This is a genomic window from Thioclava sp. F34-6, from assembly GCF_002213235.1.
Lineage (GTDB): Bacteria > Pseudomonadota > Alphaproteobacteria > Rhodobacterales > Rhodobacteraceae > Thioclava > Thioclava nitratireducens.
Map to the genome: position 1 here is coordinate 71780 of NZ_NBOA01000003.1, position 25764 is coordinate 97543.

Annotated in this window: 23 protein-coding genes; 16 read left to right on the forward strand and 7 right to left on the reverse strand. The window is 63.9% G+C overall.

Going from position 1 to position 25764, the window contains the following annotated elements:
- Position 1: 1 nt before the first annotated feature.
- Both B6V72_RS06500 and B6V72_RS06505 read left to right on the forward strand, forming a co-directional pair.
- Positions 2-1324, forward strand: a complete 1323-nt coding sequence (locus tag B6V72_RS06500; RefSeq protein ID WP_088735149.1) for a TRAP transporter small permease subunit — start codon at positions 2-4, stop codon at positions 1322-1324.
- Between the two features lie 3 nt (positions 1325-1327).
- Positions 1328-2683: a TRAP transporter large permease subunit gene (locus B6V72_RS06505; RefSeq protein ID WP_088735150.1), complete on the forward strand. Its 1356-nt coding sequence runs from the start codon at positions 1328-1330 to the stop codon at positions 2681-2683.
- Positions 2684-2782: 99 nt separating this feature from the next.
- Here the strand turns inward: B6V72_RS06505 and B6V72_RS06510 are convergent, their stop codons facing one another.
- Complete coding sequence (locus B6V72_RS06510; RefSeq protein ID WP_088735151.1) at positions 2783-3652, reverse strand: LysR family transcriptional regulator; 870 nt, start codon at positions 3650-3652, stop codon at positions 2783-2785.
- A gap of 102 nt (positions 3653-3754) precedes the next feature.
- Here B6V72_RS06510 and B6V72_RS06515 point away from each other — a divergent pair, with 102 nt between their 5' ends.
- Positions 3755-4675, forward strand: a complete 921-nt coding sequence (locus tag B6V72_RS06515) for a DMT family transporter (protein ID WP_240497689.1) — start codon at positions 3755-3757, stop codon at positions 4673-4675.
- A gap of 382 nt (positions 4676-5057) precedes the next feature.
- On the opposite strand, the gene B6V72_RS06520 is transcribed toward B6V72_RS06515, so the two are convergent.
- From B6V72_RS06520 to otnK, 3 genes are read right to left on the reverse strand one after another with little or no spacing between them, the layout of a single operon-like run.
- A complete protein-coding gene (locus B6V72_RS06520; RefSeq protein WP_088735153.1) occupies positions 5058-5951 on the reverse strand; it encodes an NAD(P)-dependent oxidoreductase in 894 nt (297 codons plus the stop codon).
- 39 nt (positions 5952-5990) lie between these two features.
- Complete coding sequence (gene otnC / locus B6V72_RS06525) at positions 5991-6629, reverse strand: 3-oxo-tetronate 4-phosphate decarboxylase (protein WP_088735154.1); 639 nt, start codon at positions 6627-6629, stop codon at positions 5991-5993.
- The gene (gene otnK, locus B6V72_RS06530) at positions 6622-7899 is read right to left on the reverse strand and encodes a 3-oxo-tetronate kinase (RefSeq protein ID WP_088735155.1); all 1278 of its coding nucleotides are present in this window, start codon (positions 7897-7899) and stop codon (positions 6622-6624) included. The genes otnC and otnK overlap by 8 nt, the downstream gene beginning before the upstream one ends.
- Positions 7900-8097: 198 nt before the next feature.
- On the opposite strand from otnK, the gene ltnD reads away from it, so the two are divergent.
- Both ltnD and otnI read left to right on the forward strand, forming a co-directional pair.
- Entirely contained in the window at positions 8098-9024 is a 927-nt protein-coding gene (ltnD, locus tag B6V72_RS06535) for an L-threonate dehydrogenase (protein ID WP_088735156.1), read from the forward strand.
- Between the two features lie 3 nt (positions 9025-9027).
- The gene (gene otnI / locus B6V72_RS06540; protein ID WP_088735157.1) at positions 9028-9798 is read left to right on the forward strand and encodes a 2-oxo-tetronate isomerase; all 771 of its coding nucleotides are present in this window, start codon (positions 9028-9030) and stop codon (positions 9796-9798) included.
- 19 nt (positions 9799-9817) lie between these two features.
- Here otnI and B6V72_RS06545 read toward each other — a convergent pair whose 3' ends face one another.
- Both B6V72_RS06545 and B6V72_RS06550 read right to left on the reverse strand, forming a co-directional pair.
- A complete protein-coding gene (locus tag B6V72_RS06545; protein WP_088735158.1) occupies positions 9818-10873 on the reverse strand; it encodes an aldo/keto reductase in 1056 nt (351 codons plus the stop codon).
- Between the two features lie 40 nt (positions 10874-10913).
- Positions 10914-11597: an aspartate/glutamate racemase family protein gene (locus B6V72_RS06550; RefSeq protein WP_088735159.1), complete on the reverse strand. Its 684-nt coding sequence runs from the start codon at positions 11595-11597 to the stop codon at positions 10914-10916.
- 427 nt (positions 11598-12024) lie between these two features.
- Here B6V72_RS06550 and B6V72_RS06555 point away from each other — a divergent pair, with 427 nt between their 5' ends.
- The 7 genes from B6V72_RS06555 to B6V72_RS06585 all read left to right on the forward strand — a co-directional run bounded on the left by B6V72_RS06555 (position 12025) and on the right by B6V72_RS06585 (position 19724).
- A complete protein-coding gene (locus tag B6V72_RS06555) occupies positions 12025-12987 on the forward strand; it encodes an ABC transporter permease (RefSeq protein ID WP_088722052.1) in 963 nt (320 codons plus the stop codon).
- Positions 12988-13154: 167 nt separating this feature from the next.
- Positions 13155-14087, forward strand: a complete 933-nt coding sequence (locus B6V72_RS06560) for a sugar-binding protein (protein ID WP_077701127.1) — start codon at positions 13155-13157, stop codon at positions 14085-14087.
- Between the two features lie 65 nt (positions 14088-14152).
- A complete protein-coding gene (locus B6V72_RS06565) occupies positions 14153-15655 on the forward strand; it encodes a sugar ABC transporter ATP-binding protein (RefSeq protein WP_088735160.1) in 1503 nt (500 codons plus the stop codon).
- A 47-nt stretch (positions 15656-15702) separates the two neighbouring features.
- Entirely contained in the window at positions 15703-16596 is an 894-nt protein-coding gene (locus tag B6V72_RS06570; RefSeq protein WP_075776453.1) for an NAD(P)-dependent oxidoreductase, read from the forward strand.
- 120 nt (positions 16597-16716) lie between these two features.
- Positions 16717-17742, forward strand: a complete 1026-nt coding sequence (locus B6V72_RS06575) for a LacI family DNA-binding transcriptional regulator (protein WP_088724567.1) — start codon at positions 16717-16719, stop codon at positions 17740-17742.
- 43 nt (positions 17743-17785) lie between these two features.
- Positions 17786-18628, forward strand: a complete 843-nt coding sequence (locus B6V72_RS06580) for an SDR family NAD(P)-dependent oxidoreductase (RefSeq protein ID WP_088735161.1) — start codon at positions 17786-17788, stop codon at positions 18626-18628.
- 7 nt (positions 18629-18635) lie between these two features.
- Complete coding sequence (locus B6V72_RS06585) at positions 18636-19724, forward strand: tartrate dehydrogenase (RefSeq protein WP_088735162.1); 1089 nt, start codon at positions 18636-18638, stop codon at positions 19722-19724.
- Positions 19725-19757: 33 nt separating this feature from the next.
- Here the strand turns inward: B6V72_RS06585 and B6V72_RS06590 are convergent, their stop codons facing one another.
- Positions 19758-20810 carry a LacI family DNA-binding transcriptional regulator gene (locus tag B6V72_RS06590; RefSeq protein ID WP_075776452.1) on the reverse strand — a complete coding sequence of 351 codons (1053 nt, stop codon included), beginning with the start codon at positions 20808-20810 and terminating at the stop codon, positions 19758-19760.
- Between the two features lie 190 nt (positions 20811-21000).
- Here B6V72_RS06590 and B6V72_RS06595 point away from each other — a divergent pair, with 190 nt between their 5' ends.
- The 4 genes from B6V72_RS06595 (at position 21001) to B6V72_RS06610 (ending at position 25760) form a co-directional block, all read left to right on the forward strand.
- Positions 21001-22014 (forward strand): ABC transporter permease, encoded by a 1014-nt coding sequence (locus B6V72_RS06595; protein WP_075776409.1) that lies wholly within the window; start codon positions 21001-21003, stop codon positions 22012-22014.
- Positions 22015-22046: 32 nt separating this feature from the next.
- Positions 22047-23054 carry a substrate-binding domain-containing protein gene (locus tag B6V72_RS06600; RefSeq protein ID WP_075776408.1) on the forward strand — a complete coding sequence of 336 codons (1008 nt, stop codon included), beginning with the start codon at positions 22047-22049 and terminating at the stop codon, positions 23052-23054.
- 121 nt (positions 23055-23175) lie between these two features.
- Positions 23176-24705 (forward strand): sugar ABC transporter ATP-binding protein, encoded by a 1530-nt coding sequence (locus tag B6V72_RS06605; protein WP_088735163.1) that lies wholly within the window; start codon positions 23176-23178, stop codon positions 24703-24705.
- Positions 24705-25760: an ABC transporter permease gene (locus B6V72_RS06610; protein WP_206185774.1), complete on the forward strand. Its 1056-nt coding sequence runs from the start codon at positions 24705-24707 to the stop codon at positions 25758-25760. Before B6V72_RS06605 ends, B6V72_RS06610 begins: the two co-directional genes overlap by 1 nt.
- Positions 25761-25764: the final 4 nt, after the last annotated feature.

The following is a 25764-nucleotide window of genomic DNA, read 5'->3' on the forward strand; positions in this document are numbered from 1 at the left end:
AATGCCCAATATCGACTTCACTCTACCGCATTGGGCCTATTGGGCAGGGTTGATCCTGTTTCCGATCATTGCGGCGTCTCTGGCCAACCGGCCACGCAAGACGGAGCGGCGCTATTCGCTCTCCTTGGGCTATTTCATTCTCGTGACCGGGGGGATGCTGGGACTGCATCGCTTCTATGTGAAAAGCCTGCTGGGCTTTCTCTTCATTCCGGTCTTCATCGCCATTCTTTACGCGAATGCACAGGGCCATAACGCGCGCGGCACGGTTTCGGACATGTCGAACGTGGTGCGTATGGCCGAGCGTTCTCTGAGCCGCGAACAAGAGCGGGTCGACACCGCGCAGGCCGATCTTCCGAAGCTGCGCGAGGAGCTGGCCGCCGCCGAAGAGGGCAGCTTTGCGCAGAAGCGCGCGCAGCGAAATGTCGATCGCGCCGAGAAGCGGGTCGCGGATGGCGAGTCGCTGATCGAACAGGCTCAGGCCGATCTCACAGAGGCGCGCCCGAAGAAGGACGCCGCCGCCGCCGTGCTCGCAAAATGGCGCAGCATCTCGAAATACGCTTTCTGGGTGCTGCTTGCGGGGATCGTCATTGACGCGCTCCTGCTTCCGATGCTGGTGCGGCGCGCCAACGCCTCGCTGCCCGAGCATGACGAGGAAAGCGAGGTCGAGCGGCGTCTCGAAGCGCTCGAGGAAGAGGAGATGAAAGACGATTCCCGCCATGTCTCGAAAGGTTGGACAGGCTGGATCGATCGGATTTCGCTCAAGGCGGGCGAGTTCGTCAGCTATTGGGCGATCATCGCGGTCTTCGTCTATTACTTCGAGGTCATCAGCCGCTACGTCTTCAACAGCCCGACGAACTGGGCGCATGAGGCGATGTATCTGATGTTCGGGATGCAGTACCTGATCTCGGGTGCCTACGCGATGCTGACCGAGAGCCATGTGCGCGTCGACATCTTCTACGCGCCGCTGTCGAAACCCCGCAAGGCGTGGGTCGATCTGCTGACCTCGGTCTTCTTCTTCATCTTCGCGGGCACGCTTCTGGTGACGTCGTGGATCTTTGCGATGGATGCAATCGCCGTGCCCACGGGCAACGGGCTCATCTCGCAATGGGCGCGCGGCGAAATTCCGACCGGCGAGATGCTGGCGAACTGGAATCTCGGACAATGGACCGATGCGAATGTCCGCTGGGGCGAGATCAGCTTCAACGAATGGGAGGTGCCTCTGTGGCCGATGAAATGGGTCATGGTGATCGGCGCTCTGCTGCTTGTTCTGCAGGGCATTTCAAAATTCGCGCAGGATCTGCGGGTCGTGATGGGCAGGGGCTGATACATGGGACTTGAGATTGGAATTGAGTGGCTGACACTCATCATGTTCGGCTCGCTGGTCGTCCTGCTGATGGCAGGGCTTCCACTGGCCTTCGTCACGGGCGGTCTGGCCTGTGTCTTCCTGTTCGTGCTGGGCGACGAACGCGCGCTCAACATCGTGCCGAGCCGCATCTTCCCGCTGATGACGAACTACCAGCTCTCGGCGATCCCCTTGTTCATCTTCATGGCGTCAATGCTGGAGAGGGCAGGGATCATCAACGAGATGTTCGACGTCATCTACAAGGTGCTGGGCGGTGTGCGCGGCGGTCTGGCCGCGGCCACCATCATTGCCTCGACGGTGCTTGCCGCGATGGTGGGTGTGATCGGGGCTGCGGTGGTGACGATGGGGATCATCGCGCTGCCGGCGATGCTCGATCGCGGATACAATGCCAAGATCGCGATGGGGTCTATCATGGCGGGCGGCACGCTCGGGATCCTGATCCCGCCGTCGATCCTTGCGATCATCTACGCGGTCGTGGCCGAGCAATCGGTGGGCGAGTTGTTCATCGGTGCGGTAATCCCCGGCCTTCTCCTGTCGGGCATGTATGTGGCCTATGTGCTGATCCGCTGTGCGATCAACCCCGAGATGGGCCCGCCGATCCCGCCGGAAGAACGTATCACGGGCCGCGAGAAGGTCCGCCTGATGAGCAACATGTCGGCGCCGATCTCGCTGATCGTGATCGTGCTGGGCGTGATCTTCACCGGCGTCGCGACCCCGGTGGAAGCTGCGGGTATCGGCACTTTCGGTGCGATCATCGTGGCCGCCATCCACCGCAAGCTCGACTGGCAGACGATCCGCGAGGCCGCGATCACGACGCTCAAGGCCTCGGCGATGGTCATCTGGATCATGTTCGGGGCGACGATCTTCGTCGGGCTCTACGTGCTCGAGGGCGGACAGCAATTCGTGCAGAACGCGCTGGAGGCGACCGGGCTCGGGCCGTGGGGCATCCTGATCATCATGCAGCTCGTGCTGATTATTCTCGGGATGTTCCTCGACTGGGTCGGCATCCTGCTGCTCTGTGTGCCGATCTTCGTGCCGATCGTGAAGGCGCTTGGGGCCGAGGCCTTCGGGCTGAGCGATCCCGACGATCTCGTGCTGTGGTTCGGGGTGCTCTACCTCGTGAACATGCAGATGAGCTTCCTCTCGCCGCCCTTCGGCTACGCGCTGTTCTATCTGCGCGGGGTGGCGCCGCCGGAAATTCCGATGGGCGACATCTTCCGCTCGGCGCTGCCGTTTCTCGCGCTTCAGGTGGTGGGGCTGCTGCTGTGCATGTTCTTCCCGGAGATCATCATCTGGCTGCCGAAACTGGTCTACGGTTGATCACTCGCATCTAGTCTAGGAGACACGAGAAGCCCCGCGCCGTGTCGCGGGGCTTTTCATTCTGGCTGATCTGCCGCGATTTCCGGATCGCATGAGCACTCACGGTTCTGCCAGCTCGGCGCGACGGGCCTCGAGGGCTTCGATGAGCGTATCGGCCACCGCCCGAACCCTGCGCGATGCCGCGAGATCGGCGTGGATTGCCATGTAGATGGGATGCTCCATCGCAGATCCGTCGGGGAGCCGATCCGCCAGGAGCCTGAGCCCTGCCGCGCGGGCCAGAAGGTGCGGCAGCACGCCCACGCCCACGCCGCGCGCCACCGCCTCGATCTGTCCCGCCAAGGTGTTGACCGCCAGGCGCGGCGCTTGGTCCGCCCCGAAGGCGCGGGCCCACTCGACCTGCAGCTTCACCCCGCTCTCCTCGGGAAAGGGGAAGGTCACGAAGCGCTCGGGTCGGTCCCCGCTCGGCGGCCCGTAAAGGCCCACCCCCAGAACGCCCACTTGACGCACCAGAAGGTGACCATGTTCTGGGCGCAACAACCGCAGCGCCAGGTCGGCGTCGCGACGATGGAGATTGACGACTGCGGCACTGAAAAGGATTTCCACATCGAGCCCGGAATGTCTTGCCAGCAACGGCGCGAGCGCCGGCACGATAATGGGCGCGACGATGGTCTCGAAGCTTGCCAGACGCACGAGGCCCGCCACTTCGGCCTCCGCCCCCGCGCCTTGAGAAAAGCCCTGTATCGCCTGCTCCGCTTCTTCTGCATGCGGCAAGAGCGCCTCGCCCTGATCGGTCAGACGGTAGCCGCTCTGGTGGCGCAGAAAGAGAGGCACGCCGAGCGCTTGCTCCAGCCGATCGACGCGGCGCGACACCGTCGCGACCCCAAGGCCAAGGCTCTGGGCGACCCCGGAGAGGGTGCCCGTCCGCGCCAGAGCGAGGAAAATCCGCGTGTCATCCCAATTAAGTCGCAAGACTTGCTTCCATTTTTGGAAAACTGATTGCCAGTATTATCTATACGCCTCCCAAAATGAAAAGCGTAATCAGCCGGCGTCTTCCCACTGGATGAGGCCATCATGTCCGCAATCGACTTCCCTCCAGCGAAACGCTCCATGTCAGACGGCAGTGCGCTCTCCCTAAGCGCGCTGGCGGCAATCTTCTGGGGCACCAATTTCGAGGCGACCCGCGTCGCCCTCGAACATCTCTCTCCCTGGACCGCTGCCGCGAGCCGCTTCGCGATCGCAGCGGTTGCGATCGTGATCTGGCTCGGGGTTTCGCGCGGGATCAATTTTCAGGTGCTCAAGCGTAACTGGCCCGCCTTCGCGGTTCTCGGCGTCGCCGGGGTCGCGGGCTTCAACGCCGCCCTCTTTCTGGGGATGCAAAGTTCGAGCCCGGTCACCGCTGCCCTGATCATGGGCACGACGCCGCTGACGACCAATCTGCTCGATGCGCTGGCTCAAAGACGCCTGCCGAAAGGGACCGCGATCGTCGGAATGATTGTGAGCTTGGTCGGCGTCGCTATGACGGTCGGAGCGTTCTCGGGAACGCGGTTCTCCGGCGGCGACATTCTCATCCTGATCGGAAGCATCGGCTGGTCGCTCTACTCCATCGGATGCCGCAGTTGGGTTCGCGAGGCATCTGCGGTGGAAACCGCGACCTGGACAATGGTCTTCGGAGCGTTCGGGCTCGTGGCGATCTCGCTGTTCGTCGGAAATCCGGTGCAAGAACTGGTGCAGTCTGGGTCGGTCACCCAGTTGCTGGTTCTCTACATGGCACTGGGCGGCTCGGTCCTGGCCTATCTGTTCTGGCAGGTCGGCATTTCGGTGCGTGGGCCGGCCGCGACCTCGGTCCTCTTCAACCTCGTCCCTGTCGCCGCGCTTCTCGTCGCGATCGCCTTCGGGCGGATGCCCGGCTGGCAACAGATTCTGGGTGTGTTCGTCGCCATCCTCGGCGTGTTGCTCGCAAGCGGCCGGCTTCGTCTGCCCGGTCGCAACTGAGGGCGCCCTCAGGCGAACTTGAAGCTTCCGTGATGCCTTCGGCCGGAACATGGCTCTGGCTGAGGGGCGTCAGATTGCCCCCCAAGAGAGCATCTGTCCCATGAAGAACCTGCTCTGGCGTCTCGCGTGTCGTCTCCGAAAACGACGCCGCTTCACCGACCCGCGAGACCTCCCGCCTGCACTCCTGCGCGACATCGGTCTCGAGGCGCATCTTTCCCGGTCGGATATTCGAATGAGCGGGCCGAGGCCCAACCGATCAATGCCGCCGGAAGCCGATCGCTGCAGATGACGCGCGATTATCCCGGTTGACCGTCCCGATGAGCTGGCTCAGCCCGACCATATCCGGCCGGGCTGAGCCGTCGCTTCCGGGAGGTGCGTGGGCTCAGTCGAGCCCGTTCGCGCGTGCAACGAAATCCGCGAGATGCGGCACGTAGTCTTCAGGGCCGTCGCCGCCGGTGGCCATTGCCATCGCGAAGGCGTTCTTGGCCGTGCTGGCGAGCGGCGTTGCGACAGTGGCGGCATTCGCCATCGACTCGACGTAGCGCAAATCCTTGTAGGCGTTGGCGAGGGTGAACTTGTGCGCCTCGCGGTTGCCCTCGAGCGCGTAGCCCATGAAGGTCTGGTAGAAGCCGCAATCCATCCGGCCGCCCCGGATCACCTTGTCGAACTGCTCGATCGGAATGCCCACCTTGCGCGACAGTGCGAGGGCTTCGGAATAAAGCGCGGCATAGCCCAGCGAGATGAAGTTGTTGAGCAGCTTCATGCGGTGGCCGTCGCCAAGGCTGCCGACGCGTACGATCTTGCCCGCCCAGGTGTCGATCACGGGCTCGATGCGCGCGAACAGCTCTTCATCCGCGCCGACCATGCAATCGAGCGTGCCTTCCCAGGCCTCTTTCGGGGTGCGGCTGAGCGGCGCGTCGGCATAGGCGACGCCGATCTCTTCCATGTCCTCTGCGAGCTTCATCGTCACGGTCGGCTCGCCGGTCGAGCAGTCCACGATGACGCTGCCCTCTTTCAGGCCCGGAGTCAGCTTTGCGACCGCCTCGGCGGCTTCCGGCGCGCCGGTGAGGCACAGGAAGATGATCGAGGAGCGCGACGCGAGGTCTTCATAGGAGGTCGCCTCGGTCGCCCCGCGCGAGACCAGGTCCTCGATCGGCTTGCGGTTGCGGTGGGCGATCACGGTCAGCGGATAGCCTTTCTCGACGATGTTCTTGGCCATGCCGTGGCCCATCAGGCCGGTGCCGATGAAGCCGATGGTTTCCTGGGTCTTAGTCATTGGATACTCCGCTTGGGTCGATAGGTCGTGAAATTCGGATCAGAGATTGAAGCGCTCCCGCAGGTCGGCGACCTGCGCCGGGGTCAGCGGGCGGATCGCGTGGCCCTGCAGGGCGAGGAACAGTTTGGAGGTCTCCTCCAGCTCTTCGGCGGCGTATTGCGCGTTCGACAGGCTGGTGCCCGCGACGACAGGGCCGTGATTGGCGAGCAGCACCGAATGATGCGCGCTGGCGAGCGAGCGCACGGCCTCGGCCAGTTCGGGATCGCCCGGCGCGTAGTAGGGCACGAGCGGCAGCTTGCCCACGCGCATCACGTGATAGGCCGTGAGCGGCGGCAGCACGTCCTCGGGATCGATGTCGCGCAGGATCGAGACGGCCGTCGAGTGGGTCGAGTGCAGATGGATCACCGCGCCCGCTTCCTGACGCTCGTCATACATCGCGAAATGCAGGAAGGATTCTTTGGTCGGCTTGTCGCCCGAGACGAAGTTGCCGTCCCGGTCGAAAAGGGAGATCCGGGCCGGATCGAGTGTGCCGAGCGAGGCATTGGTGGGCGTCATCAACCAGCCGCCATCGGGCAGCCGCGCCGAGATATTGCCGGAAGACCCGGCGGTAAGGCCGCGATCGAAGAGCGAGCGCCCGATGGTGCAGATCTGGTCGCGCAGGCGCGTTTGGTCAGACATGTTCGGCCTCCGGCTCCAGCAGGTCCCACGCCTTGAGGAAGAAATCCTCGGCGCCGAAATTGCCTGATTTGAGCGCGAGCGCGAGGCGCGGGCCGGAGAGGCTCATCGTCCACGGCACGCCGGGGTCGATCTCGGGGCCGATGTCGAGCAGGCGCACACCGAGCGCCGTCGTCACCGCGCCTGACGTTTCGCCGCCCGCGATCAGCATGCGGGTAAACCCGGCGTCGCGCAGGCGGTCGGCGATTGCGGCCAGCGTGTCTTCGACCAGTGCGCCGGAGGCGTCTCGGCCCAGACGGGACTGGATCTTGCCGAGCTGCGCCGGATCTGCGCTGGAATAGATCAGGGGGGTGCTGTCGGCGGGTTGTGCGATGGCCCAGTCGGCGATCTCATCCGCGCTCTGTCGGCCTTCGGTCAGCGCCTCCACGTCGAGCGCGAGACTCGGCAGCCCTGCCGCCTGAGCGGCCGCGATCTGGCCGCGGGTCGCGACCGAGCAGGAGCCCGCGAGGATCGCGCTGCGGCCTTCCGGGGCTGGCATCCGATCCGAGGCGCTATGCGCGTCGCTCTGGTCGCGAAGCGCTGCGGCGAGGCCCAGACCGATGCCCGAGCCGCCGGTGATCAGCGGCATCTCCGCGCAGGCCGCGCCGAGCGTCATCAAGTCCGATTCGTCGATCGTGTCGGTGACGACGACGCGGGTGCCAGCCGTGCGGGCGGCCTCAAACGCCTTGCGCAGCGCGGCCTCTCCCTGCCTGATCGTCGTGACGTCGATCAGGCCGACTTTCAGCGTCGTCTGCCGCCCCAGAACCCGCACCAGATCGGGGTCGCGCATCGGGGTGAGCGGGTGGTCCTTGAGCGGGCTTTCCGACAGCAGACGGTCGCCCACGAAAAGGTGGCCCTTGTAGACCGTGCGCCCGGTCGCCGGGAAGGCGGGGCAGGCGATGGTCAGGGTCGTGCCGTTGAACTCCATCAGGGCCTCGGTGACCGGCCCGATATTGCCGTGGTCGGTGGAGTCGAAGGTCGAGCAATATTTGAACATCAGGCGTTGCGCCCCGGCCGCGCGCAGGGCTTTCGCCGCTTTCAGCGACAGTTCTACCGCGTCGCCTGCCGGAATGGTGCGCGACTTCAGCGCGACCACCACCGCATCGGCGCCCGACAGGTCCATTTGCGGCCCCGGCAGGCCGATGACCTGCCGCGTCTTCAACCCGCTGCGTGACAGCATCAGGCACAGGTCAGTGGCGCCGGTAATATCGTCGGCGACCGCTCCGATCAGCATGGAAATTCCTCCCTCGGTCCACAGATCGCCGATCGCCCCGACGGCGCGGGGCGGCGATTTCACATAGCCCTTGCAAAGCCGTTGCAGCTCGGGCTAACGATGTAATGACAACGCTATCATTCCAGCAATGCAAGCGCAAGACGGACGCTGGAAGGGGGCAGGTTGAGACTAGAAATCGGCGATTGAGAGGTATTCCGCATGAAGTCACCCCAAGAGACGAAGGTCTGTGTCATCGGTCTGGGATCGATGGGCTTCGGCATGGCCGAGAGCTTGCTGCGAGACGGGTTCGCGGTGACGGGCGTCGATGTGAATGCCGATGCGATGGAGCGTTTCGCGGCGCTTGGCGGCGCGGTTGCGGCCGACCCTGCGACGGGGGCGCAAGATGCGGAACTGGTGATCGCCGTGGTCGTCAACGCCGACCAGACAGACCAGGTGCTTTTCGGACCGGGCGGCGCCGTCGCGACCATGTCCGAGGGCGGCGTGGTGATGTCCTGCGCCACGATGGCCCCCGATCTGGCGCGCGTCTTCGCCAAGCGCTGCGCCGCGGCGGGCGTGACCTATCTCGATACACCGATCAGCGGTGGTGCTCAGCGTGCCGCCAGCGGTGAGTTGACGATCATGGGCTCGGGCCCGGCGGCGGCTTTTGCCCGCATTCGCCCGGCGCTCGATAGTGTCGCCGCCAAGGTCTACGAGCTTGGCGAGGAGGCAGGCACGGGCGCGGCCTTCAAGGTGGTCAATCAACTTCTCGCCGGTGTGCATATCGCGGCGGCCTGTGAGGCGATCACCTTCGCCAAGGCGATGGATCTGGACCTGGAGAAAGTCTACGAGGTGATCACCGCGTCAGCGGGCAATTCGTGGATGTTCGAGAACCGCGTGCCGCACGTGCTCGAGGGCGATTACAGCCCGCGCAGCGCGGTGGATATCTTCACCAAGGATCTCGGGATCGTGGCGGATATCGGGAGGGGCCTGAAATTCCCGACACCGATCGCCGGGACGGCTCTGCAGATGTTCGTGATGACGGCGGCGGCCGGGATGGGGCGCGACGACGATGCCTCTGTCGCGCGGATGCTGGCGAATATCGCGGGGCTCGAGCTGCCTGCTGCAGCGCCCGCAAGCGAGGGCTGAGCGATGCCCAGATTTGCCGCCAACCTGACGATGATGTTCACCGAGCACGAGTTTCCCGACCGCTTCGCCGCGGCGAAAAAGGCCGGGTTCGATGCGGTCGAATATCTCTTTCCCTACGACCACCCGCCCGAGGCGATCGCGGAGCGACTGCGGGCGCACGGCCTGACGCAGGCGCTCTTCAATCTGCCGCCCGGCAACTGGGAGGCGGGCGATCGCGGGCTGGCCGCATTGCCGGATCGCGCCGAGGAATTCCGCGCCTCGATCGACACTACTTTGCGCTATGCCGAGGCGACCGGGGTCGGGCGCGTGCATGTGATGAGTGGGCTCGCCTCGCGCCAAGATGTGACCGCGCTGACCGCCTATCGCGACTCGTTGCGGAGGGTCTGTGATGCGGCCGGGGCACAGGGGCTCGATGTGGTGATCGAGCCGATCAACTCGCGCGACATGCCGGGCTATTTTCTGGATGATTTCAGCTTCGCTGCCGATCTGATCGCGGAGCTTGGGCTGCCCAATCTCAAGCTGCAATTCGACATCTATCACCGACAGATTCTGCACGGGGACGTGCTGATGGGGCTGCGGGAGATGGCGCCGATCATCGGGCATGTTCAGATCGCCGCGGTGCCGGATCGGCATGAGCCAGGAACCGGCGAGCTCGACGACGCGCGCATTCTGCGCGAACTTGACGCACTGGGCTATGAAGGGTTCGTGGGCTGCGAATATCGCCCGGCAGGCCGGACAGAGGATGGTCTGGACTGGATGCGCGCCTTCGCCTGAGACGAAGGCGCACACCTTATCAGCTTTCGATATAATCGCGATGAAGGGCCCAGTCGCCCGGGCTGAACCGGTCCGAGGCGAATTGCTGCTGGTGCCAATAGGGATAGATCACAGGCAGCTTGCTGACCTCGTGCAGGCGCTTCAGCTCGTCCTCGTTCAACTCCAGATCCACTGCGCGGAAATTGTCGCGGAACTGCTGTTCGTTACGTCCGCCGATCACGAGCGAGCTGACCGCGGGACGCGTCAGCAGCCACGCCAGCGCGACCTGCGCCGCCGAGACACCATGCGCGTCACCGATCTCGACCAGCGCATCGACGATGTTCCACAGCTTCTCCTCGTCGCGGATCGGCGGCTCGGTCCAGCCCGCGAATTGCCGCGAGCCTTCCGGGGTGTCCTTGCCTCGGCGATGCTTGCCCGACAGAAGACCGGCGGCGAGCGGGCTCCAGACCAGTACGCCCAGCCCCTGATCGACCGAGATCGGCAGCAATTCGTATTCCGCCTCGCGGGCCTCGAGCGTGTAGTGGATCTGCTGCGCCACGAAGCGCTCGCGCAGGCTCCGGTCGCTGACGCCGAGGGCCTTCATGATATGCCAGCCCGAGAAGTTCGAGCAGGCGATGTAGCGGACCTTGCCCTGTTGCACGAGCGTGTCGAGCGCCGAGACCATCTCCTCCATCGGGGTCACGCCGTCCCATTCATGCATGTGGTAGATGTCGATGTGGTCGGTCCGCAGCCGCTTGAGCGAGCGTTCGCATTCGCGGATCAGGTGATAGCGCGAAAAGCCCTCGTCATTCGGCCCATCGGCGATCCGCATCCGCGCCTTGGAGGAGATCAGTACGTCGTCGCGCCGACCGTCGAGCACTTCGCCAAGGATCTCTTCCGAAAGACCGGTCGAGTACATGTTCGCGGTGTCGTAGAGGTTGATGCCGGCGTCGATGCAGGTGTCGACCAGCTTGCGCGCTTCGCTGACGCCTTGGGCGCCGACGGCCTTGAAAGCCCCTGCGCCCCCGAACGTGAACGTGCCCATCGTGAGCACCGAAACCTTGAGTCCAGATCGTCCTAAGGTTCTGTATTTCATGTATATCTCCTCCTCTTGAGTATCGTTTGTCCAGGCGCGATCAGCGCGCCAGAAGTCTTGCGACATGCGCGATGCCCAAGGTCGGGCTGGTCAGAACCGGCGGATCATCCGCGCTCGTCTCGAGCCGTTGGAGCGCGCGCGCCATCGAGGCCTGTGCCAGAACCACCACGTCGTTTTCGCGCGCGAGCCGGGCGATGCCTTCGGCAACCCGCGCATCGTGCCCCTCGCGGTCGCCCGATTGCAGCGTCTCGAAGGCGCCCTCGACGACCTGGCTCGTGATGGCGCTGTCCGCCCCGGCCTCGCGGCTGACGCGCTCGATCAGCTCGGCGGTGGGCGTCAATGTCGATTGCAGCGTCGCGAGCACGCCGATGCGGCGGCCTTTTGCGACCGCTTCCTGTGCCATCCCCTCGTCGATGCGCATCAGCGGCACGGGGCAGAGCGGTGCGATGCGTTCGACCGCGCCGCCGAGGCTGGAGCAGGTCACGAGAACCGCCTCGGCCCCTGCATCGACCGCCGACCAGATCATGCCCGTCAGGCGGCGCGCCGTCATCGGACTGACCGATCCGTCGCGGATCGTCAGGCGCAGAAGGCTCTCGTCGAGCATGTTGAAAACTTTCCAGTCGGGCAGGTGGGCCTGCGCCAGGCCTTCAAGCTCCGGGATCAACCCGGAGACGGTATGGATCATCGCAAGGGAGCGAGGTGATTCGTGTCTTTCGTGATGCATTCGCGGGCTCCTTTGTTGCGGTTGACGCGCTCTGGTCTCACTTGGCATGACAGCGCTGTCATTTTCGTGAGTATCATCATGGACCTGCTTCGATGACAAGCCGGAATGTCTCAAGCGCCTTGTTTGAAAAGCTTTGACCGGGTTGGAAACTACGTTCCGCATGGGAGGGCGCGTCCTTCCGACACCTGTCCTGACACAAGTTTTTGTTATTTGCTGATTGACAAGACGGCTTTGCGGTTCGCAATATGACAGCGCTGTCACAGGAGGAATGGCAGCGCTAGCATTTCGGGCGAACCCCCGTCCGACCCGCCAGCCCCCGCCGAAGCGTTCGGCGCCGGATGTGCGTGCGGAAGGTCGGGGACGCGGAGAAGGGAGGGGCGTTTTGGCACTGTCGGAAAATTCGGTCACGCCATCGGAAAGGAAATCCATGCGAGTCCTGCATCAATTGCTTCAACTGCGTCACATGCGTGAATTCAACGTTCTGATCGCGTTGATCCTGATGGGGCTGCTGATCAGCTTGTTCACACCGTATTTCCTGACCGTGTCGAACCTGATGGGGGTGTCGCGGGCGTTCTCGCTGACCGCCATCATGAGCATCGGCATGGTGATGGTCATCATCACCGGCGGGATTGATCTGTCGGTGGGCTCTGCGATGGGGCTCGCCGGTCTGATCACGGCGCTCTGCTTCGATGCGGGCTACTCGCAATATGCGGCGGTGGCCGCGGGGCTCGGTGTCGGGCTTGCCTTCGGGTTGACCAACGGGCTGCTGATCACCGCGATCGGCCTACCGCCCTTCATCGCCACGCTCGGCACGCTGAGCATCGGGCGCGGCTTGATGTATATGATTACCCACGGCGTGCCGTTGACCCCAGACACTCCCGAGAGCTTCAGCTTTCTGGGACAGGGCTATGTCGGCCCGGTGCCGGTGCCGGTGGTGATCCTGCTCGTTCTGACGCTCGTCTTTACGGTCATCATGACCCGGACCCGCTTCGGTCGGCACGTCTATGCCACGGGCGGCAACGAGAACGCGGCACGTCTGAGCGGGGTGAAGGTCCAGCGCGTCAAGCTCGCGGTCTACGTCCTGTCCTCGACAATCTCTGCGCTGGCCGGCGTTATCGCCTTTTCGCGCTACCTGTCGGCAGAACCGGCGTCCGGCTTCGGTTCGGAGCTTGAGGTGATCGCCGCCGCCGCAATCGGCGGGGCCAGCCTTGCGGGCGGTATTGGCTCGGTGCTGGGCGCGGTCATCGGGGCCGCCCTGATCGGCGAGATCGCCAACGGCGTCGTGCTGCTCAACATCAATACCTATGCCCAGCAGGCCATTACTGGCGGCGTGATCCTGATCGCGGTCAGTCTGGACGTGCTGCGCAATCGGATGGGCGGCCGCGGCTGAGCCGCGTCGTCCGGAAAGCAACAAGATCAAGAAGCCGGACCGCGTCTCGAAGAGGAGAGAGCGGCGCGAGATCCGGACGAAGAAGGCCCCGGTGCGGGGCGCAAAACCGAAACTGCATCAACAATAGAGGCCTGCCGCGCGTGGTCGGGTCTGGAGGAGGAGAGAAGATGCGTATTGCAATGAAAGCCGCCGCGGCGGTTCTGGCCCTGGCAACCGGTATGGGGGCGGCTGCGTCCTATGCTCAGGACATCACCGTGGCGCTCGTGCCGAAGGTGGCCGTTCCGTTCTTCGACGACTGCAACACCGGCGGGGCCGAGGCAGCGAAAGAGCTGGGCGTGAACTACCAGTGGGTGGTGCCGGCGAACACGCAGGGTTCGACGCAGGTCAAGATCATCGAGGATCTGATGGCGCGTCACGTCGACGGGATCGGGATCTCGGTCAACGAGCCGAAATCGGTCGAGGGCATCATCAAGCAGGCCACCGATGCGGGTATCAAGGTCGTCACCTTCGACAGCGACAGCGCCAATAGCGCGCGCAGCATGTATATCGGCACGATCAACAAGCAGGCGGGCGTCACCATGGGCAAGTCCATGGCCGAAGCGCTCGGCGGCAAGGGTGAGGTGGCGATCGTCACCGGTCAGCTTGGTGCGTCCAACCTGAACGAGCGGATCGACGGCGTGAAGGAAGCGCTGGCCGACTATCCCGACATCAAGCTGGTCGCGACCGAAGGCACCGAGGACGACCTCGCACGCGCCGTTTCGGTGACCGAGGCGCTCCTGCGCGCAAACCCGAACCTCGCCGGTATCTTCGGCATCAGCCAGGTCGGCGGCCCGGCCGTCGCGAAGGTTCTCGCGCAGCAGGAATTCGCGGACAAGAAAGGCAAGCTGAAGGTCTTTGCGTTCGACGATCTGCCCGACACGATCAAGGGCGTGAAGGAAGGCTTCATCGACGGCATCATGGTCCAGCGCCCGATCACGATGGGCAAGCTGGCGGTCGAGCATCTCGTGGCCCAGATCAAGGGTGAAGAGACCGATCCGCAGAACATCGACACCGGTGTGACCGTCGTGACTGCCGACAACCTCGACAGCTACACCAAGTAATTTCCGACGACACCTGGGCGGGGCCAAGCGTGGCCCCGCCTGACATTCTTCAGCCTGAGGCCGCGATGAAACCGTTTCTCGAAATGATCAGCATTTCCAAGACCTTTCCCGGGGTGAAGGCGCTGGACCACGTCGACCTGCATCTCAACTCCGGCGAGGTGCATGTGCTGGCAGGGGAAAACGGCGCCGGCAAGAGCACCCTGATGAAGATCATGACAGGCGTGCTGCGCGCCGATCCGGGAGGGGAGATCCGCGTCGAGGGCGAACCCGTCGTGATCAAGAACCCGGTCCATGCGCGGTCGCTCGGCATCTCGATCATTTACCAGGAACTCGCAGTGGTGAATAACCTCACCGTCGCCGAGAACGTCTTTCTCGCGCGTGAGCCGCTACTGCCGACCGGCCTGATCGACCGCACCAAGATGAATGCGGACACTCGAGCGGTGCTGCACGAGCTTGGCGTGGAAATCGACCCGGAAGCTATGGTCGGCACGCTTTCGATCGGCCAGAGACAGCTGATCGAGATCGCCCGCGCCATCTCCTACAATTCCAAACTCATCATCATGGACGAGCCGACCGCGTCGCTCAGCCACCACGAGGCCTCGACGCTGTTGCGCATGTCGCGCAAACTGGCCGAGCAGGGTGTCGGTATCGTCTTCATCTCGCACAAGCTCGAGGAAATCTTCGAAATCGCCGACCGCGTCACCGTGCTGCGCGACGGTCGCACCGTCGATACACGGCCCGTCTCCGAGATGACGAGCGACCTGCTGGTGCGCCTGATGGTGGATCGCGAGCTCGACCAGCTTTTCGGCCATCACACCTCCCACGCGACCGACGAGGTTCTGATGGCGGTGCGCAATCTCACCGAAAAGCGCGTGAAGGACGAAGGTGTGTTCGTGCGCGATGTCGATTTCGACCTGCATCGCGGCGAAGTGCTGGGCTTCTTCGGTCTGGTCGGTGCCGGACGGACCGAAGTGATGGAGATGATTTTCGGCAGCCGCCCCCATAGCGGCGAGATTTCGATCAACGGCAAACCGGCGCGGATTTCCTCGCCCTCGGACGCGATAGAGCATGGGCTCGGATTTGTGACCGAGGATCGGCAATCGCGAGGGCTTGTCCTCGGCATGTCGGTGCGCGAGAACTTTTCCCTGACGCATCTGAGTGACTATTGCAGCTTCGACTTCGTGAACCGTCGCAAGGAAACGGCGGCCTGTGCGGATTATATCCGCGCGCTGGGCATCAAGACGCCGTCGCCCGAGCAGAAGGTGCTCAACCTGTCGGGCGGCAACCAACAGAAGGTCGTCTTGGCGAAATGGGCCGCGCGCCGTCCGCAGATTCTGATCGTCGACGAGCCGACGCGCGGGATCGACATCGGCGCCAAGGCCGAGGTGCACACGCTGTTGGGCAAGATGGCCGAGGAGGGCATGTCGATCATCGTCGTCTCGTCGGACCTACCGGAGATTCTGGCGATCAGCGACCGTGTGATCGTGCTGAAGGAGGGGAAGATCAGCGGCGAACTGACCCGAGAGAACGCCACGCAGGAAAGCGTGATGCTGGCGGCGACCGGCTGAGGCCGTCCCGCCGAACCAAAAAGCGAATGAACGAAACGGAGATTGAAATGACCAAGCGCGTAGTATTCACAGGCGGAACCGGCAAGGCAGGGCGTCATGCGGTGCCGCATCTGCTGAGCAAGGGCTACGATGTGCTCAACGTCGACCTCAAGCCGCTCGACGTCCCGGGCGTGAACACGCTGATCACCGACGTGACCGACAGCGGCGCCGTGTTCAACGCGCTGACCACCCACCACGACTTCGGCGGGTTCGAGAAGGGCGCGCCGCCGTCGCCGCCCGATGCGGTCGTGCATTTCGCCGCGATCCCGCGCGTGCTGATCGAGCCCGATAACGTGACCTATCAGGCCAACGTCATGAGCACCTACAACGTGATCGAGGCGGCGATGAAGCTCGGCGTGCGCAAGGTGATCATCGCCTCGTCCGAGACGACCTATGGCGTGTGCTTCGCCGAGGGCGACAAGGATTTTCACTCCTTCCCGCTCGAGGAAGATTACGACAGCGATCCGATGGACAGCTACGGGCTCTCCAAGGTCTGCAACGAGAAGACCGCCCGCGCCTTCGCCGCCCGCTACGGCGCCGATATTTACGCGCTGCGCATCGGCAACGTGATCGAGCCCCATGAATACGGCATGTTCAAGGGGTTCCTCGAGAACCCGATGAGCCGCAAACGCAACGCCTGGAGCTATATTGACGCGCGCGATCTGGGTGAGATCGTGCATCTGTGCATCGAGAAGGACGGTCTGGGCTATCAGGTGTTCAACGCGGTCAACGACACGATCACCGCCGACATGCCGACCACCGAGTTCTTGAAGAAATACTGCCCGAACACGCCGATCACCCGTGAAATGGGTGCCGACGAGGCACCGATCTCGAACCGCAAGGCGCGCGAGGTTCTGGGCTTCAAGGAAGCGCATCCGTGGCGCAAATACGTGGAGGTATGATCGCCACGGTCCCCGCGATGTTTTCGCGCCATGCATGTATGGCCTTTGAAAACGCTGCCGCTAGGTGCATTTCTGGGTAATTGACTCGGGCTTGCCCGAAAGGAATTGGAGGAAAGCGTCATGGGGACCAAGCAGCGATTGCCCGACCGCAAAAGCAAGATCACGGTGCGCGAGGTCGCGCGCCGTGCCAATGTCAGCGAGTCGACGGTCTCTCGCATCATGCGCAACAAGGGACTCGTCGCCGAAGCTACCCGCGAGAAGGTCATGGAGACGGTCCGCGCGATGGGCTACGTCCCCAACCGCATCGCTGGCTCGCTGGCCTCGCTCGACTCCTTCCTCGTCGGCGTCGTCATCCCGTCGCTCTCCAACATCGTCTTCCCGGAAGTCCTGCAGGGCGTCCATGCCGGGCTCGAGGGAAGTGACCTGCAGCCGGTGATCTCGACCACGGATTATAATGTGGACCGCGAAGAGGCTGTGGTGCGCGGCATCCTCAGCTGGAAACCGGCCGCGATCCTGCTGGCCGGGTTCGACCACACCGACGCGACCCGCAAGATGCTAGAACAGAGTGATATCCGCGTCGTCGAGATGATGGATATCGACAGCACGCCGATCGACATCGCGGTGGGCACCTCGCATCGCCGTGCAGGCCACGCCATCGGTCGCCACCTGATTTCACGCGGCTACCGCCATTTCGGCTATGTCGGCCATGACTGGGAGGCCGACCGCCGCGCGCGGCTGCGCTATGACGGGCTGTGCGAGGCGCTGTCCGAAGCGGGGCTCTCCATCGAGGCGCATGCGATCGATGACGGGCCCAGCTCGGTCGGTACGGGGCGAGAGCAGACGGCGCGCCTGCGTGCTTCGGCCCCGCAGGTCGACGTCGCGGTCTATTCCAACGACGACATGGCGGTGGGCGGCGTCTTCCACTGCCTTGCCGAAGGCATCAGCCTGCCCGACCAATTCGCCATCTTCGGCTTCAACGGTCTCGATATCGGCAAGGAACTGCCCCAGCCGCTCTCGACCGTCCGCTCGAACCGTTTCCTGATCGGCAAGAAGGCGATCGAGGAGGTTCTGGCCTCGCCAGAACGCCCGTCTGCGCCGACCATCATCGACACTGATTTCGAGGTCTTCGCCGGCGCGACTGCCTGAAGCGCGCAGCGATCTCGGACACCGAACTGAAAGGAGAAATGCCATGCATCCCGCTCTCGCCAAAGGCAATGTCGCAGTCGTCACCGGAGGGGCCTCGGGTATCGGCCTCGCTGCCGCCCGCCACGTCGTCGGGCTTGGGATGCGCGTTTGCATCGCCGATCTGCCGGGGGCTGCGCTCGACGCCGCCTCCGACGCTCTGATCGCCGCGGGTGCCGCGGAGGCGGACGTGATGACGCTGGCGACCGACGTCTCGGACCGCGCGCAGCTCATGGCGCTCGCCGACGAGGTCTGGGCGCGCTTCGGTCCGGTCAACCTGCTGATGAACAACGCGGGGATGCAGCCCGGCAGTTCGATCTTCGATGAGGAAGGCAACTGGGACCGCATCCTCGAGGTGAACCTGGGCGGGATCATTCGTGGCAGCCAGATTTTCGCGCCGCGCATGATCGCGTCGGGCACGCCGGGCCTGATCGTCAATACCGGCTCCAAGCAGGGGATCACCACGCCCCCGGGCGATCCGGCCTATAACGTGTCGAAAGCCGGCGTGAAGGCCTTCACCGAGGCGCTGCAGCACGAATTGCGCAACCGCGAGGACTGCAAGGTCGAGGCGCGGCTGTTCATTCCGGGCTTCGTCTACACGCCGCTGACCGCGGGCGGGCGCACCGAGAAACCCGCTGGCGCCTGGACGCCCGAACAGGTCGTGGAATTCCTCTTCGACTCGATCGAGCGCGGCGATTTCTACATCCTGTGTCCCGACAACGACGTGGACCGCGCGACCGATGTGAAGCGCATCCTCTGGGCGGCGGGCGACATCACCGAGAACCGCCCGCCGCTGTCGCGCTGGCATCCCGACTACGATGACGCCTTCAAGGCGTGGCTGAAGGCGTGATGCGGCCATGACGACCCGGGTGCATCGTATCGCGGCCATCCCCGGCGACGGGATCGGGCCGGAGGTGGTCGACGCCGCGCTAACGGCGCTCGATCACCTGAGCCGCCAGACCAACGCATTCCGGCTGGAGATCGACCGCTTCGACTGGGGCTCGAAACGCTATCAGCGCGAAGGCACGTTCATGCCCGCAGACGGGGTCGACGCGCTGCGGGCCTATGACGCGATCCTCTTCGGCGCGGTCGGCGCGCCGGACGTGCCCGATCACCTGACGCTCTGGGGGCTGCGCCTCGCGATCTGTCAGGGGCTCGATCAATACGCGAACCTGCGGCCCACCCGGATCCTGCCCGGCCTGTCGAGCCCGCTTGCGGGTGTCAGCCCGGACGACCTGGACTGGCTTATCGTGCGCGAGAATTCCGAGGGCGAATATGCGGGGCAGGGCGGGCGCAGCCATCGCGGCCAGCCGCATGAGGTCGCCACCGAGACCGCCATCTTCACCCGCACGGGCGTCGAACGCATCATGCGCGTGGCTTTCTCGCAGGCCCAGGCACGTCCGCGCAAACGGCTGACGGTCGTCACGAAATCCAACGCGCAGCGCTACGGGCTCGTGCTCTGGGACGAAATCGCCGCCGAGATCGCGGCCGAGTTTCCCGACGTGACGTGGGACCGGATGCTGGTCGACGCGATGACCGTGCGCATGACGCTCGATCCGCGTTCGCTCGACACGATCGTCGCCACGAACCTGCACGCCGACATCCTCTCGGATCTGGCTGCGGCGCTGGCCGGCTCTATCGGCATCGCGCCCACGGCCAACCTCAACCCCGAGCGCGCTGCGCCCTCGATGTTCGAGCCGATCCACGGCTCCGCCTTCGACATCACCGGCAAGGGCATCGCAAATCCCATCGGCACCTTCTGGAGCGCGGCGATGATGTTGGAGCACCTCGGAGAGACCGAGACGGGGGCGCAAATGATGCGCGCGATCGAACTCGTGACGGCGGATCCCGAAAGCCGCCCCCGCGACCTCGGCGGCACGTCCGGCACTGCGCAGGTGACGGAACGGCTCTGCCGTGCGCTCGACGAGATAGTGGGGGGCAGCTGAAAGTTACGTCGCAGCTTCAGAAGCTCTCGCGTTTCAGCGCCGTGGTTTGAAATCCGCCACGCTATCGCGCACAACCAGTTCGCCCGTCATCAGGACCTTCACCGGAGATTGGTCTCGCTCGTCCGTCGCGATGAGGTCGTCGAGCAGGCGGATCGCCATCGCGCCGATGCGCGCTTTCGGAACGTCGACCGAAGTCAGGGGCGGATCGAAGACGCTCGAGGTCGGAAGGTTGTCGAAGCCCACGACCGAAACATCTTCCGGCACTCTGTGGCCCAATTCGCGCAAGGCCCTTACGAAGCCGAAGGCGATGATGTCATTCGCACAGAAATAAGCATCCGCGAGAGGCCGGTCGCCCAACTGGGTCAAGGCTTCTTCATAGGCGCCGTCCAGTGTCGACTTCACCGAAAGTTCCTGCGCGTCCTCGCTCTGCAATCCGAACGCTGCGGCCGCGTTCCGGAAAGCCGTTTGACGCAGTCGGAAGTTCATCACCTCGCTGTAACTTCCGACATAGCCGATCTTGCGAAAGCCGCGCGAAACCAGATGCGAGAGCGCATCGTAGACGAGTTGATCGTTGTCCATATCGACGAAATTCGCCTTCAGGAACGGGTGGTAGGTGTCGATGAGCACGGTCGGTAGCGGCGCGCGCTCGATGATCGTCTCGATATCTTCGCGTGAAAGTTCGGTGCCGAGCACGACGATGCCGCGCGGTTCCGAGCCATCCAGGCTCGACAACAATTGATGCAGCGATTCCTGTTCGTAGCTCACGACCTGCAGCGCGTAGTCGCGGCGAAGCGCCTCGAAAGACATCCCGTCGATATAGTCCGAGATGAAGTGGTTGTGGTCGCGATTCACCGTCTGGCCGTGGCGCGCGATCTTGAGAAAGCGGATCGTGTTGGTGACTTCGGTCCGCGCCCGATTCGAGCGCGGGGTGTAGTTCAACGCCTCCACCGCTTCCAAAACGCGGGCGCGGGTGGCCTCCGAGATGTCGCCCTTGTCGTTCAGGACCAGCGAAACGGTGGCAGCGGAAACCCCCGCGTGCCCGGCAACTTCGCGCAGGGTGACCGGCTTTTTTGGCTCAATTTCCATCGTGTCGCTCATGTGGCCTTCAATCTATGGGCGAACCTCCCGCACTGCACAACGGGCCTTCGGAAAGTTCGGTCTTTTTATTCGCTCGCGCTCGAAGCAGCTAGTGAACAAACGGGGTTGACTTTAGTAAACATAATAGTACGAATTTAGTAAATAAGATAATTCTTCAGTAAACGGCGCGGGGGAGGAGATGTCGAAACTGGATGGGAACCTGTTTGTGTTGTCCGTGCTCATCGTGCTGCTTCTAGCAGTCGGCGGGGCGGCATCAGGCGGCAATTACCTTTCGATCTACAATCTGCAATCGATGGCGAACCAGGTGCCCGAGATCGGGCTGCTCGCGATCGGCGTGATGCTGGCGATGTGCTCCGGCAACGGTGGGATCGACCTGTCGGGGATCGCGCTTGCGAACCTCTCTGGCGTGGCCTCGGGGCTTGTTGCGCTGTCGATCTTCCCGGTCGACGAAGCGCCCGTGCTGTTCACTATCACCTTCGCCGGGGGATGTCTGATCATCGGCGTGCTGGGCGGTGCGCTGAACGGATTTCTGATCTCGCGTTTCGAGATCACGCCGATCCTGTGCACCTTGGGCACGCAGATGGCCTTCACCGGCGCGGCGGTCGTGTTCTCGGAAGGGCGCTCGGTAACGATCGGATCGCCGCCCGCGCTCTACGATCTGGGCAATGGCCTGATCTTCGGAGTGCCGGCGAGCTTCCTGATCTTCCTCGGCGCTGCTTTGATCCTGGGCGGGGTGCTGCGCTTCACGCCCTACGGGATGAAGCTGATGCTGACCGGCGCCAACCCGAAGGCGGCGCTGTTCAGCGGCTTCAATCGCGACCGCATCCTGATCACGACCTACGCGCTCTCGGGGCTGATGGCCGGTCTGGCCGGGGTCATCATCGCGGCGCGGAACATCAACGTGAAATGGGACTACGGCACCTCTTATCTGCTGATCGCGATCCTTGTCGCGGTGATGGCGGGGGTGCGGCCCGAGGGCGGCTATGGGCGCATCGTGAATGTCGTGCTTTCGGCGATCACGCTGCAGCTTCTGTCGAGCCTGCTGAACTTCGTCGGGTTCTCGAATTTCGTGCGGGATTTCGCCTGGGGCGCGCTGCTGCTGTGCTTCCTCGCGGTCAACCGCTTCGAGCTGGTCGACCAGGTCATCACACGCTTTTCGCTGGGGCGCGCGGCGCGCGCTCCGAAACACTGAGCCGAAGAATGTAATCCAGGGAGGAGATCATCATGGCATTCAAAGGACTGAAAATCGGCCTGTTGGCCGCGACCACGGCGGCAATGCTGGCTGGCGCACAAGGGGTCGCAGCGCAGGAAGGCAAGTCGATCACCACGGTCGTCAAGATCAGCGGTATCCCGTGGTTCGACCGGATGAAAACCGGTGTCGAGAAATACGCGCAGGAACATCCCGACATGAAGATCGAGCAGGTCGGCCCCGCCACGGCGGATTCCGCCCAGCAGCTGCAGATCGTGCAGGATCTCGTCGCGCGCGGCGTCGATGCGCTGGCCGTCGTGCCGATGGATCCGGCGATCCTCGAAGGCGTGCTCAAGCGCGCGATGGATCGCGGCATCGTCGTCGTGACCCACGAGGCCGACAACCAGAAGAACACCATGGCCGATGTCGAAGCCTTCGATAACGCGGAATATGGTGCGGCGCTGAACGAGCGTCTGGCCAAGTGCATGGGCGGCAAGGGCAAGTGGACGACCTTCGTCGGCTCGCTGGGCAGCCGCACCCACATGCAATGGGTCGGCGCGGGCGAGGAGAACGCGAAGAAATACCCGGATATGGAACTCGTCGATCCGAACAACGAAAGCTTCGACGACGCCCAGGGCACCTACGAGAAAGCCAAGGAAATCCTGCGCAAGCACCCGGATATCAAGGGCTTCCAGACTTCGGCGGGCAATGATGTGCTCGGCGTCGGTCGCGCGATCGAAGAAGCCGGTCTGGCCGGCAAGGTCTGCCTTGTGGGCACCGGTCTGCCGAACCCCTCGGCGGCCTATCTCGACAGCGGGGCGATCACCGCGATCGGTTTCTGGGATCCGCAGAAGGCCGGTATGGCGATGAACTCGCTGGCCACCAAGATCCTCGCGGGTGAAGAGATCACCGACGGCATGGATCTGGGTGTCGACGGCTACCACAGTGTCAGCGTGCGCCCCGGTGCCGGTGACGGCGTGCTCGTCGTGGGTAACGGCATGGTTCTCGTCGACAAGGATACCTACAAAGAGACCCTTTTCTAAGACGTGAAAAAATCGGTCGGCCGGGGGTCAGCCCCGGCCGGCTTTCGAACCGCCCGTGCCTAGGCTGGAGGAGCTGCGGCGCATGGGACGGAAAAGACCGGTGTTCAGGGGGAGCAATCAGATGTCAGACGGACATTTTCTGGAGCTGCGCGGCATCCACAAACGCTTTGGCGGTGTTCACGCGCTGCGCGGCGTCGACGTAACGATCGACACTGGTGTCGCCTATCACCTGCTGGGCGAGAATGGCTGCGGCAAGAGCACCTTCATCAAGATTATTTCGGGCGCCCATGCGCCCAGCGAGGGAGAGATCGTGCTCGATGGGCAGGCGCATAGCGAGCTGTCGCCGATCCAGTCGCTCGAAGCGGGGATCGAGACGGTCTATCAGGACCTCTCCCTGCTGCCGAACCTCTCCGTCGTGGAAAATGTCGCGCTTGGCGACCAACTGGTGAGCGGCAACGGGCGCCTGATGCGGCTGCTGAACCGCCGCCGTCTGCGCGAAACGGCCCGCGAGGCAATCCGTAATGTCGGGCTGGAGCCGACGGCGAAACTCCTTAACACAATGGTCGGGGATCTGCCGCTTGCGATCCGGCAGCGCGTCGCCATCGCGCGGGCCATCGCCGCCGACGCGCGGCTGGTTATCATGGACGAGCCGACCACTTCGCTCACCCGGCACGAGGTCGACGCGCTGATCGAACTGGTCGGCAAATTGCTCGAACGCGACGTGGCGGTGCTGTTCGTGACCCACAAACTGGAGGAGTGCTACCGCATCGGCGGGCAAGCGATCATCTTCCGCGATGGCGAGTGTATCTCGCAGGGCCCGATCGCGGACTATTCCCGCGCCGAGCTTTCGCATCTGATGACCGGGCGCGAACTGGACACGATGCGCTACCGCAATGGCACGCCGCGGGCCGAAGAGGTGCTGCGCGTCGAGGGGGCGAGCTCCGGCGCGGACTTCGAGGATGTCGCCTTCTCGCTGAAGGCTGGCGAGGTGCTTGGCATCACCGGTCTTTCGGATTCCGGTCGCAACGAGGTCGCGCTCGCGCTGGCCGGCCATCAATCGCTGAGCTCCGGTCATATCGAGATTTCCGGCGCGCGGGTGCATCTCGACTCCCCCGCGGACGCGATTGCACGCGGCATCGGCTATGTCCCCGAGGACCGCCTCTCCGAAGGGCTGTTCCTGCAGAAGTCGATCTACCAGAACGAGGTGACGCTGATCCTCGACCGGCTCCGTGGGCGCGGGGGCGTCGTCGACAAGCGCAAGGGGCGCGAGGCGGCGAGCAAGATTTCCGAGGCGATGAACCTCAATACCGGCAATATCGACCTGCCGGTCTCGGCGCTCTCGGGCGGCAACCAGCAGCGCGTGCTGATCGGCCGGTGGCTCAGCATCGAGCCGAAATTGCTGGTGCTTCATGGCCCGACCGTCGGCGTCGATGTCGGGTCGAAGGACACGATCTACCGCGCGATCCAGGCGATGGCGGAGCGCGGGATCGGGCTGATCATCGTCTCCGACGACCTGCCGGAACTGCTGCAGAACTGCGACCGGATCCTCGTGATGAATCGCGGTCGCCTCGTCGATGAACTCGACGCCGCGACCACCAACGAGAACCGTATTTACCAATCGATGCTTGGCTCGGCGAACGAGGCTGCCTGATGACCATGGTGCAAGAGATGAATGACCGATCAACGCCCAAACGTCCCGAGGACAAACTGACGATTTGGGAGACCCTGCGACGTCGCCCCGAGATGGTGACGCTGACCATCCTCGTCGTGATCTGCGTGGCGGTGTCGATCATCAACCCCAACTTTCTGCAGCCGGGCTCGCTCATCGATATGGGCCGCGCGAGCGTGGTGACCGGGCTCTTCGCGCTCGGTGTCTTCGCCATTCTCGCGGCAGGGGGCATCGACGTCTCCTTCACCGCGATCGCGGCGCTGACAATGTATTCGCTTACGAAATTCGTGATCACCGTGGCGCCCGATCTGCCGATGACGGCGATCATCGCGATTGCAGTTGTGGCCGGTGCGCTTCTGGGCGCGGTGAACGGCCTTCTGGTTCACGGGCTGCGCGTGCCCTCGTTGATCGTCACGATCGGCACGCAATACCTGTTCCGCGGCATCCTGCTGGCCTTCGTGGGTACGGTTTGGCTGATGGAGCTTCCGCCGCAGATGACCGCCTTCGGCAAGGCCGCGCTCTACCAGTTTCAGGGCGCCAATGGCGTGACCGTCGATCTGCCCGCCTATTTCCTGATCTTCCCGGTCGTCGTCGGGCTGGCCTGGTTCCTGTTCGACCGCACGCTGATGGGGCGGGCGATCTTTGCCACCGGCGGCAACCCGGAGGTCGCGGCGCGGCTCGGCTATGGCCAGCGCGTGGTGCATGTCTTCGTCTTCGCCTTCGCGGGGGCGCTCGCAGGTCTCGCAGGCATCATCCATGTCAGCGCGACCCGCATGGCCAACCCGTTCGATCTGGTCGGCACCGAGATCGAGGTGATCGCCGCCGTCGTTCTCGGCGGGGCGCGGATCACCGGCGGCACGGGCTCGGTGCTGGGCACCGTGGCCGGTGTTCTCCTGATCACCGTGGTCAGCAACACGCTGGTTCTGGTGGGCATCCCCAGCACCTGGCAGCGCCTTGTCGTGGGCGCGTTCATCCTTCTCGCAGCGGCCTTCTTCGTGCGCCGCAAGCAAAAACCCAAGCAACGCAAAGCAGAGTGATCCG

Coding starts and splice junctions, on each gene's coding strand:
- B6V72_RS06505 (WP_088735150.1), top strand. CDS start 1,328: ATGGGACTTGAGATTGGAATTGAGTGGCTGACACTCATCATGTTCGGC.
- B6V72_RS06565 (WP_088735160.1), top strand. CDS start 14,153: ATGAAACCGTTTCTCGAAATGATCAGCATTTCCAAGACCTTTCCCGGG.
- B6V72_RS06560 (WP_077701127.1), top strand. CDS start 13,155: ATGCGTATTGCAATGAAAGCCGCCGCGGCGGTTCTGGCCCTGGCAACC.
- B6V72_RS06515 (WP_240497689.1), top strand. CDS start 3,755: ATGTCCGCAATCGACTTCCCTCCAGCGAAACGCTCCATGTCAGACGGC.
- otnK (WP_088735155.1), bottom strand. CDS start 7,899: ATGCTGATCGGAGCGGTCGCCGACGATATTACCGGCGCCACTGACCTG.
- B6V72_RS06500 (WP_088735149.1), top strand. CDS start 2: ATGCCCAATATCGACTTCACTCTACCGCATTGGGCCTATTGGGCAGGG.
- ltnD (WP_088735156.1), top strand. CDS start 8,098: ATGAAGTCACCCCAAGAGACGAAGGTCTGTGTCATCGGTCTGGGATCG.
- otnC (WP_088735154.1), bottom strand. CDS start 6,629: ATGTCTGACCAAACGCGCCTGCGCGACCAGATCTGCACCATCGGGCGC.
- B6V72_RS06610 (WP_206185774.1), top strand. CDS start 24,705: ATGACCATGGTGCAAGAGATGAATGACCGATCAACGCCCAAACGTCCC.
- B6V72_RS06600 (WP_075776408.1), top strand. CDS start 22,047: ATGGCATTCAAAGGACTGAAAATCGGCCTGTTGGCCGCGACCACGGCG.
- B6V72_RS06590 (WP_075776452.1), bottom strand. CDS start 20,810: ATGGAAATTGAGCCAAAAAAGCCGGTCACCCTGCGCGAAGTTGCCGGG.
- B6V72_RS06585 (WP_088735162.1), top strand. CDS start 18,636: ATGACGACCCGGGTGCATCGTATCGCGGCCATCCCCGGCGACGGGATC.
- B6V72_RS06570 (WP_075776453.1), top strand. CDS start 15,703: ATGACCAAGCGCGTAGTATTCACAGGCGGAACCGGCAAGGCAGGGCGT.
- B6V72_RS06595 (WP_075776409.1), top strand. CDS start 21,001: ATGTCGAAACTGGATGGGAACCTGTTTGTGTTGTCCGTGCTCATCGTG.
- B6V72_RS06520 (WP_088735153.1), bottom strand. CDS start 5,951: ATGACTAAGACCCAGGAAACCATCGGCTTCATCGGCACCGGCCTGATG.
- otnI (WP_088735157.1), top strand. CDS start 9,028: ATGCCCAGATTTGCCGCCAACCTGACGATGATGTTCACCGAGCACGAG.
- B6V72_RS06555 (WP_088722052.1), top strand. CDS start 12,025: ATGCGAGTCCTGCATCAATTGCTTCAACTGCGTCACATGCGTGAATTC.
- B6V72_RS06550 (WP_088735159.1), bottom strand. CDS start 11,597: ATGCATCACGAAAGACACGAATCACCTCGCTCCCTTGCGATGATCCAT.
- B6V72_RS06575 (WP_088724567.1), top strand. CDS start 16,717: ATGGGGACCAAGCAGCGATTGCCCGACCGCAAAAGCAAGATCACGGTG.
- B6V72_RS06545 (WP_088735158.1), bottom strand. CDS start 10,873: ATGAAATACAGAACCTTAGGACGATCTGGACTCAAGGTTTCGGTGCTC.
- B6V72_RS06605 (WP_088735163.1), top strand. CDS start 23,176: ATGTCAGACGGACATTTTCTGGAGCTGCGCGGCATCCACAAACGCTTT.
- B6V72_RS06580 (WP_088735161.1), top strand. CDS start 17,786: ATGCATCCCGCTCTCGCCAAAGGCAATGTCGCAGTCGTCACCGGAGGG.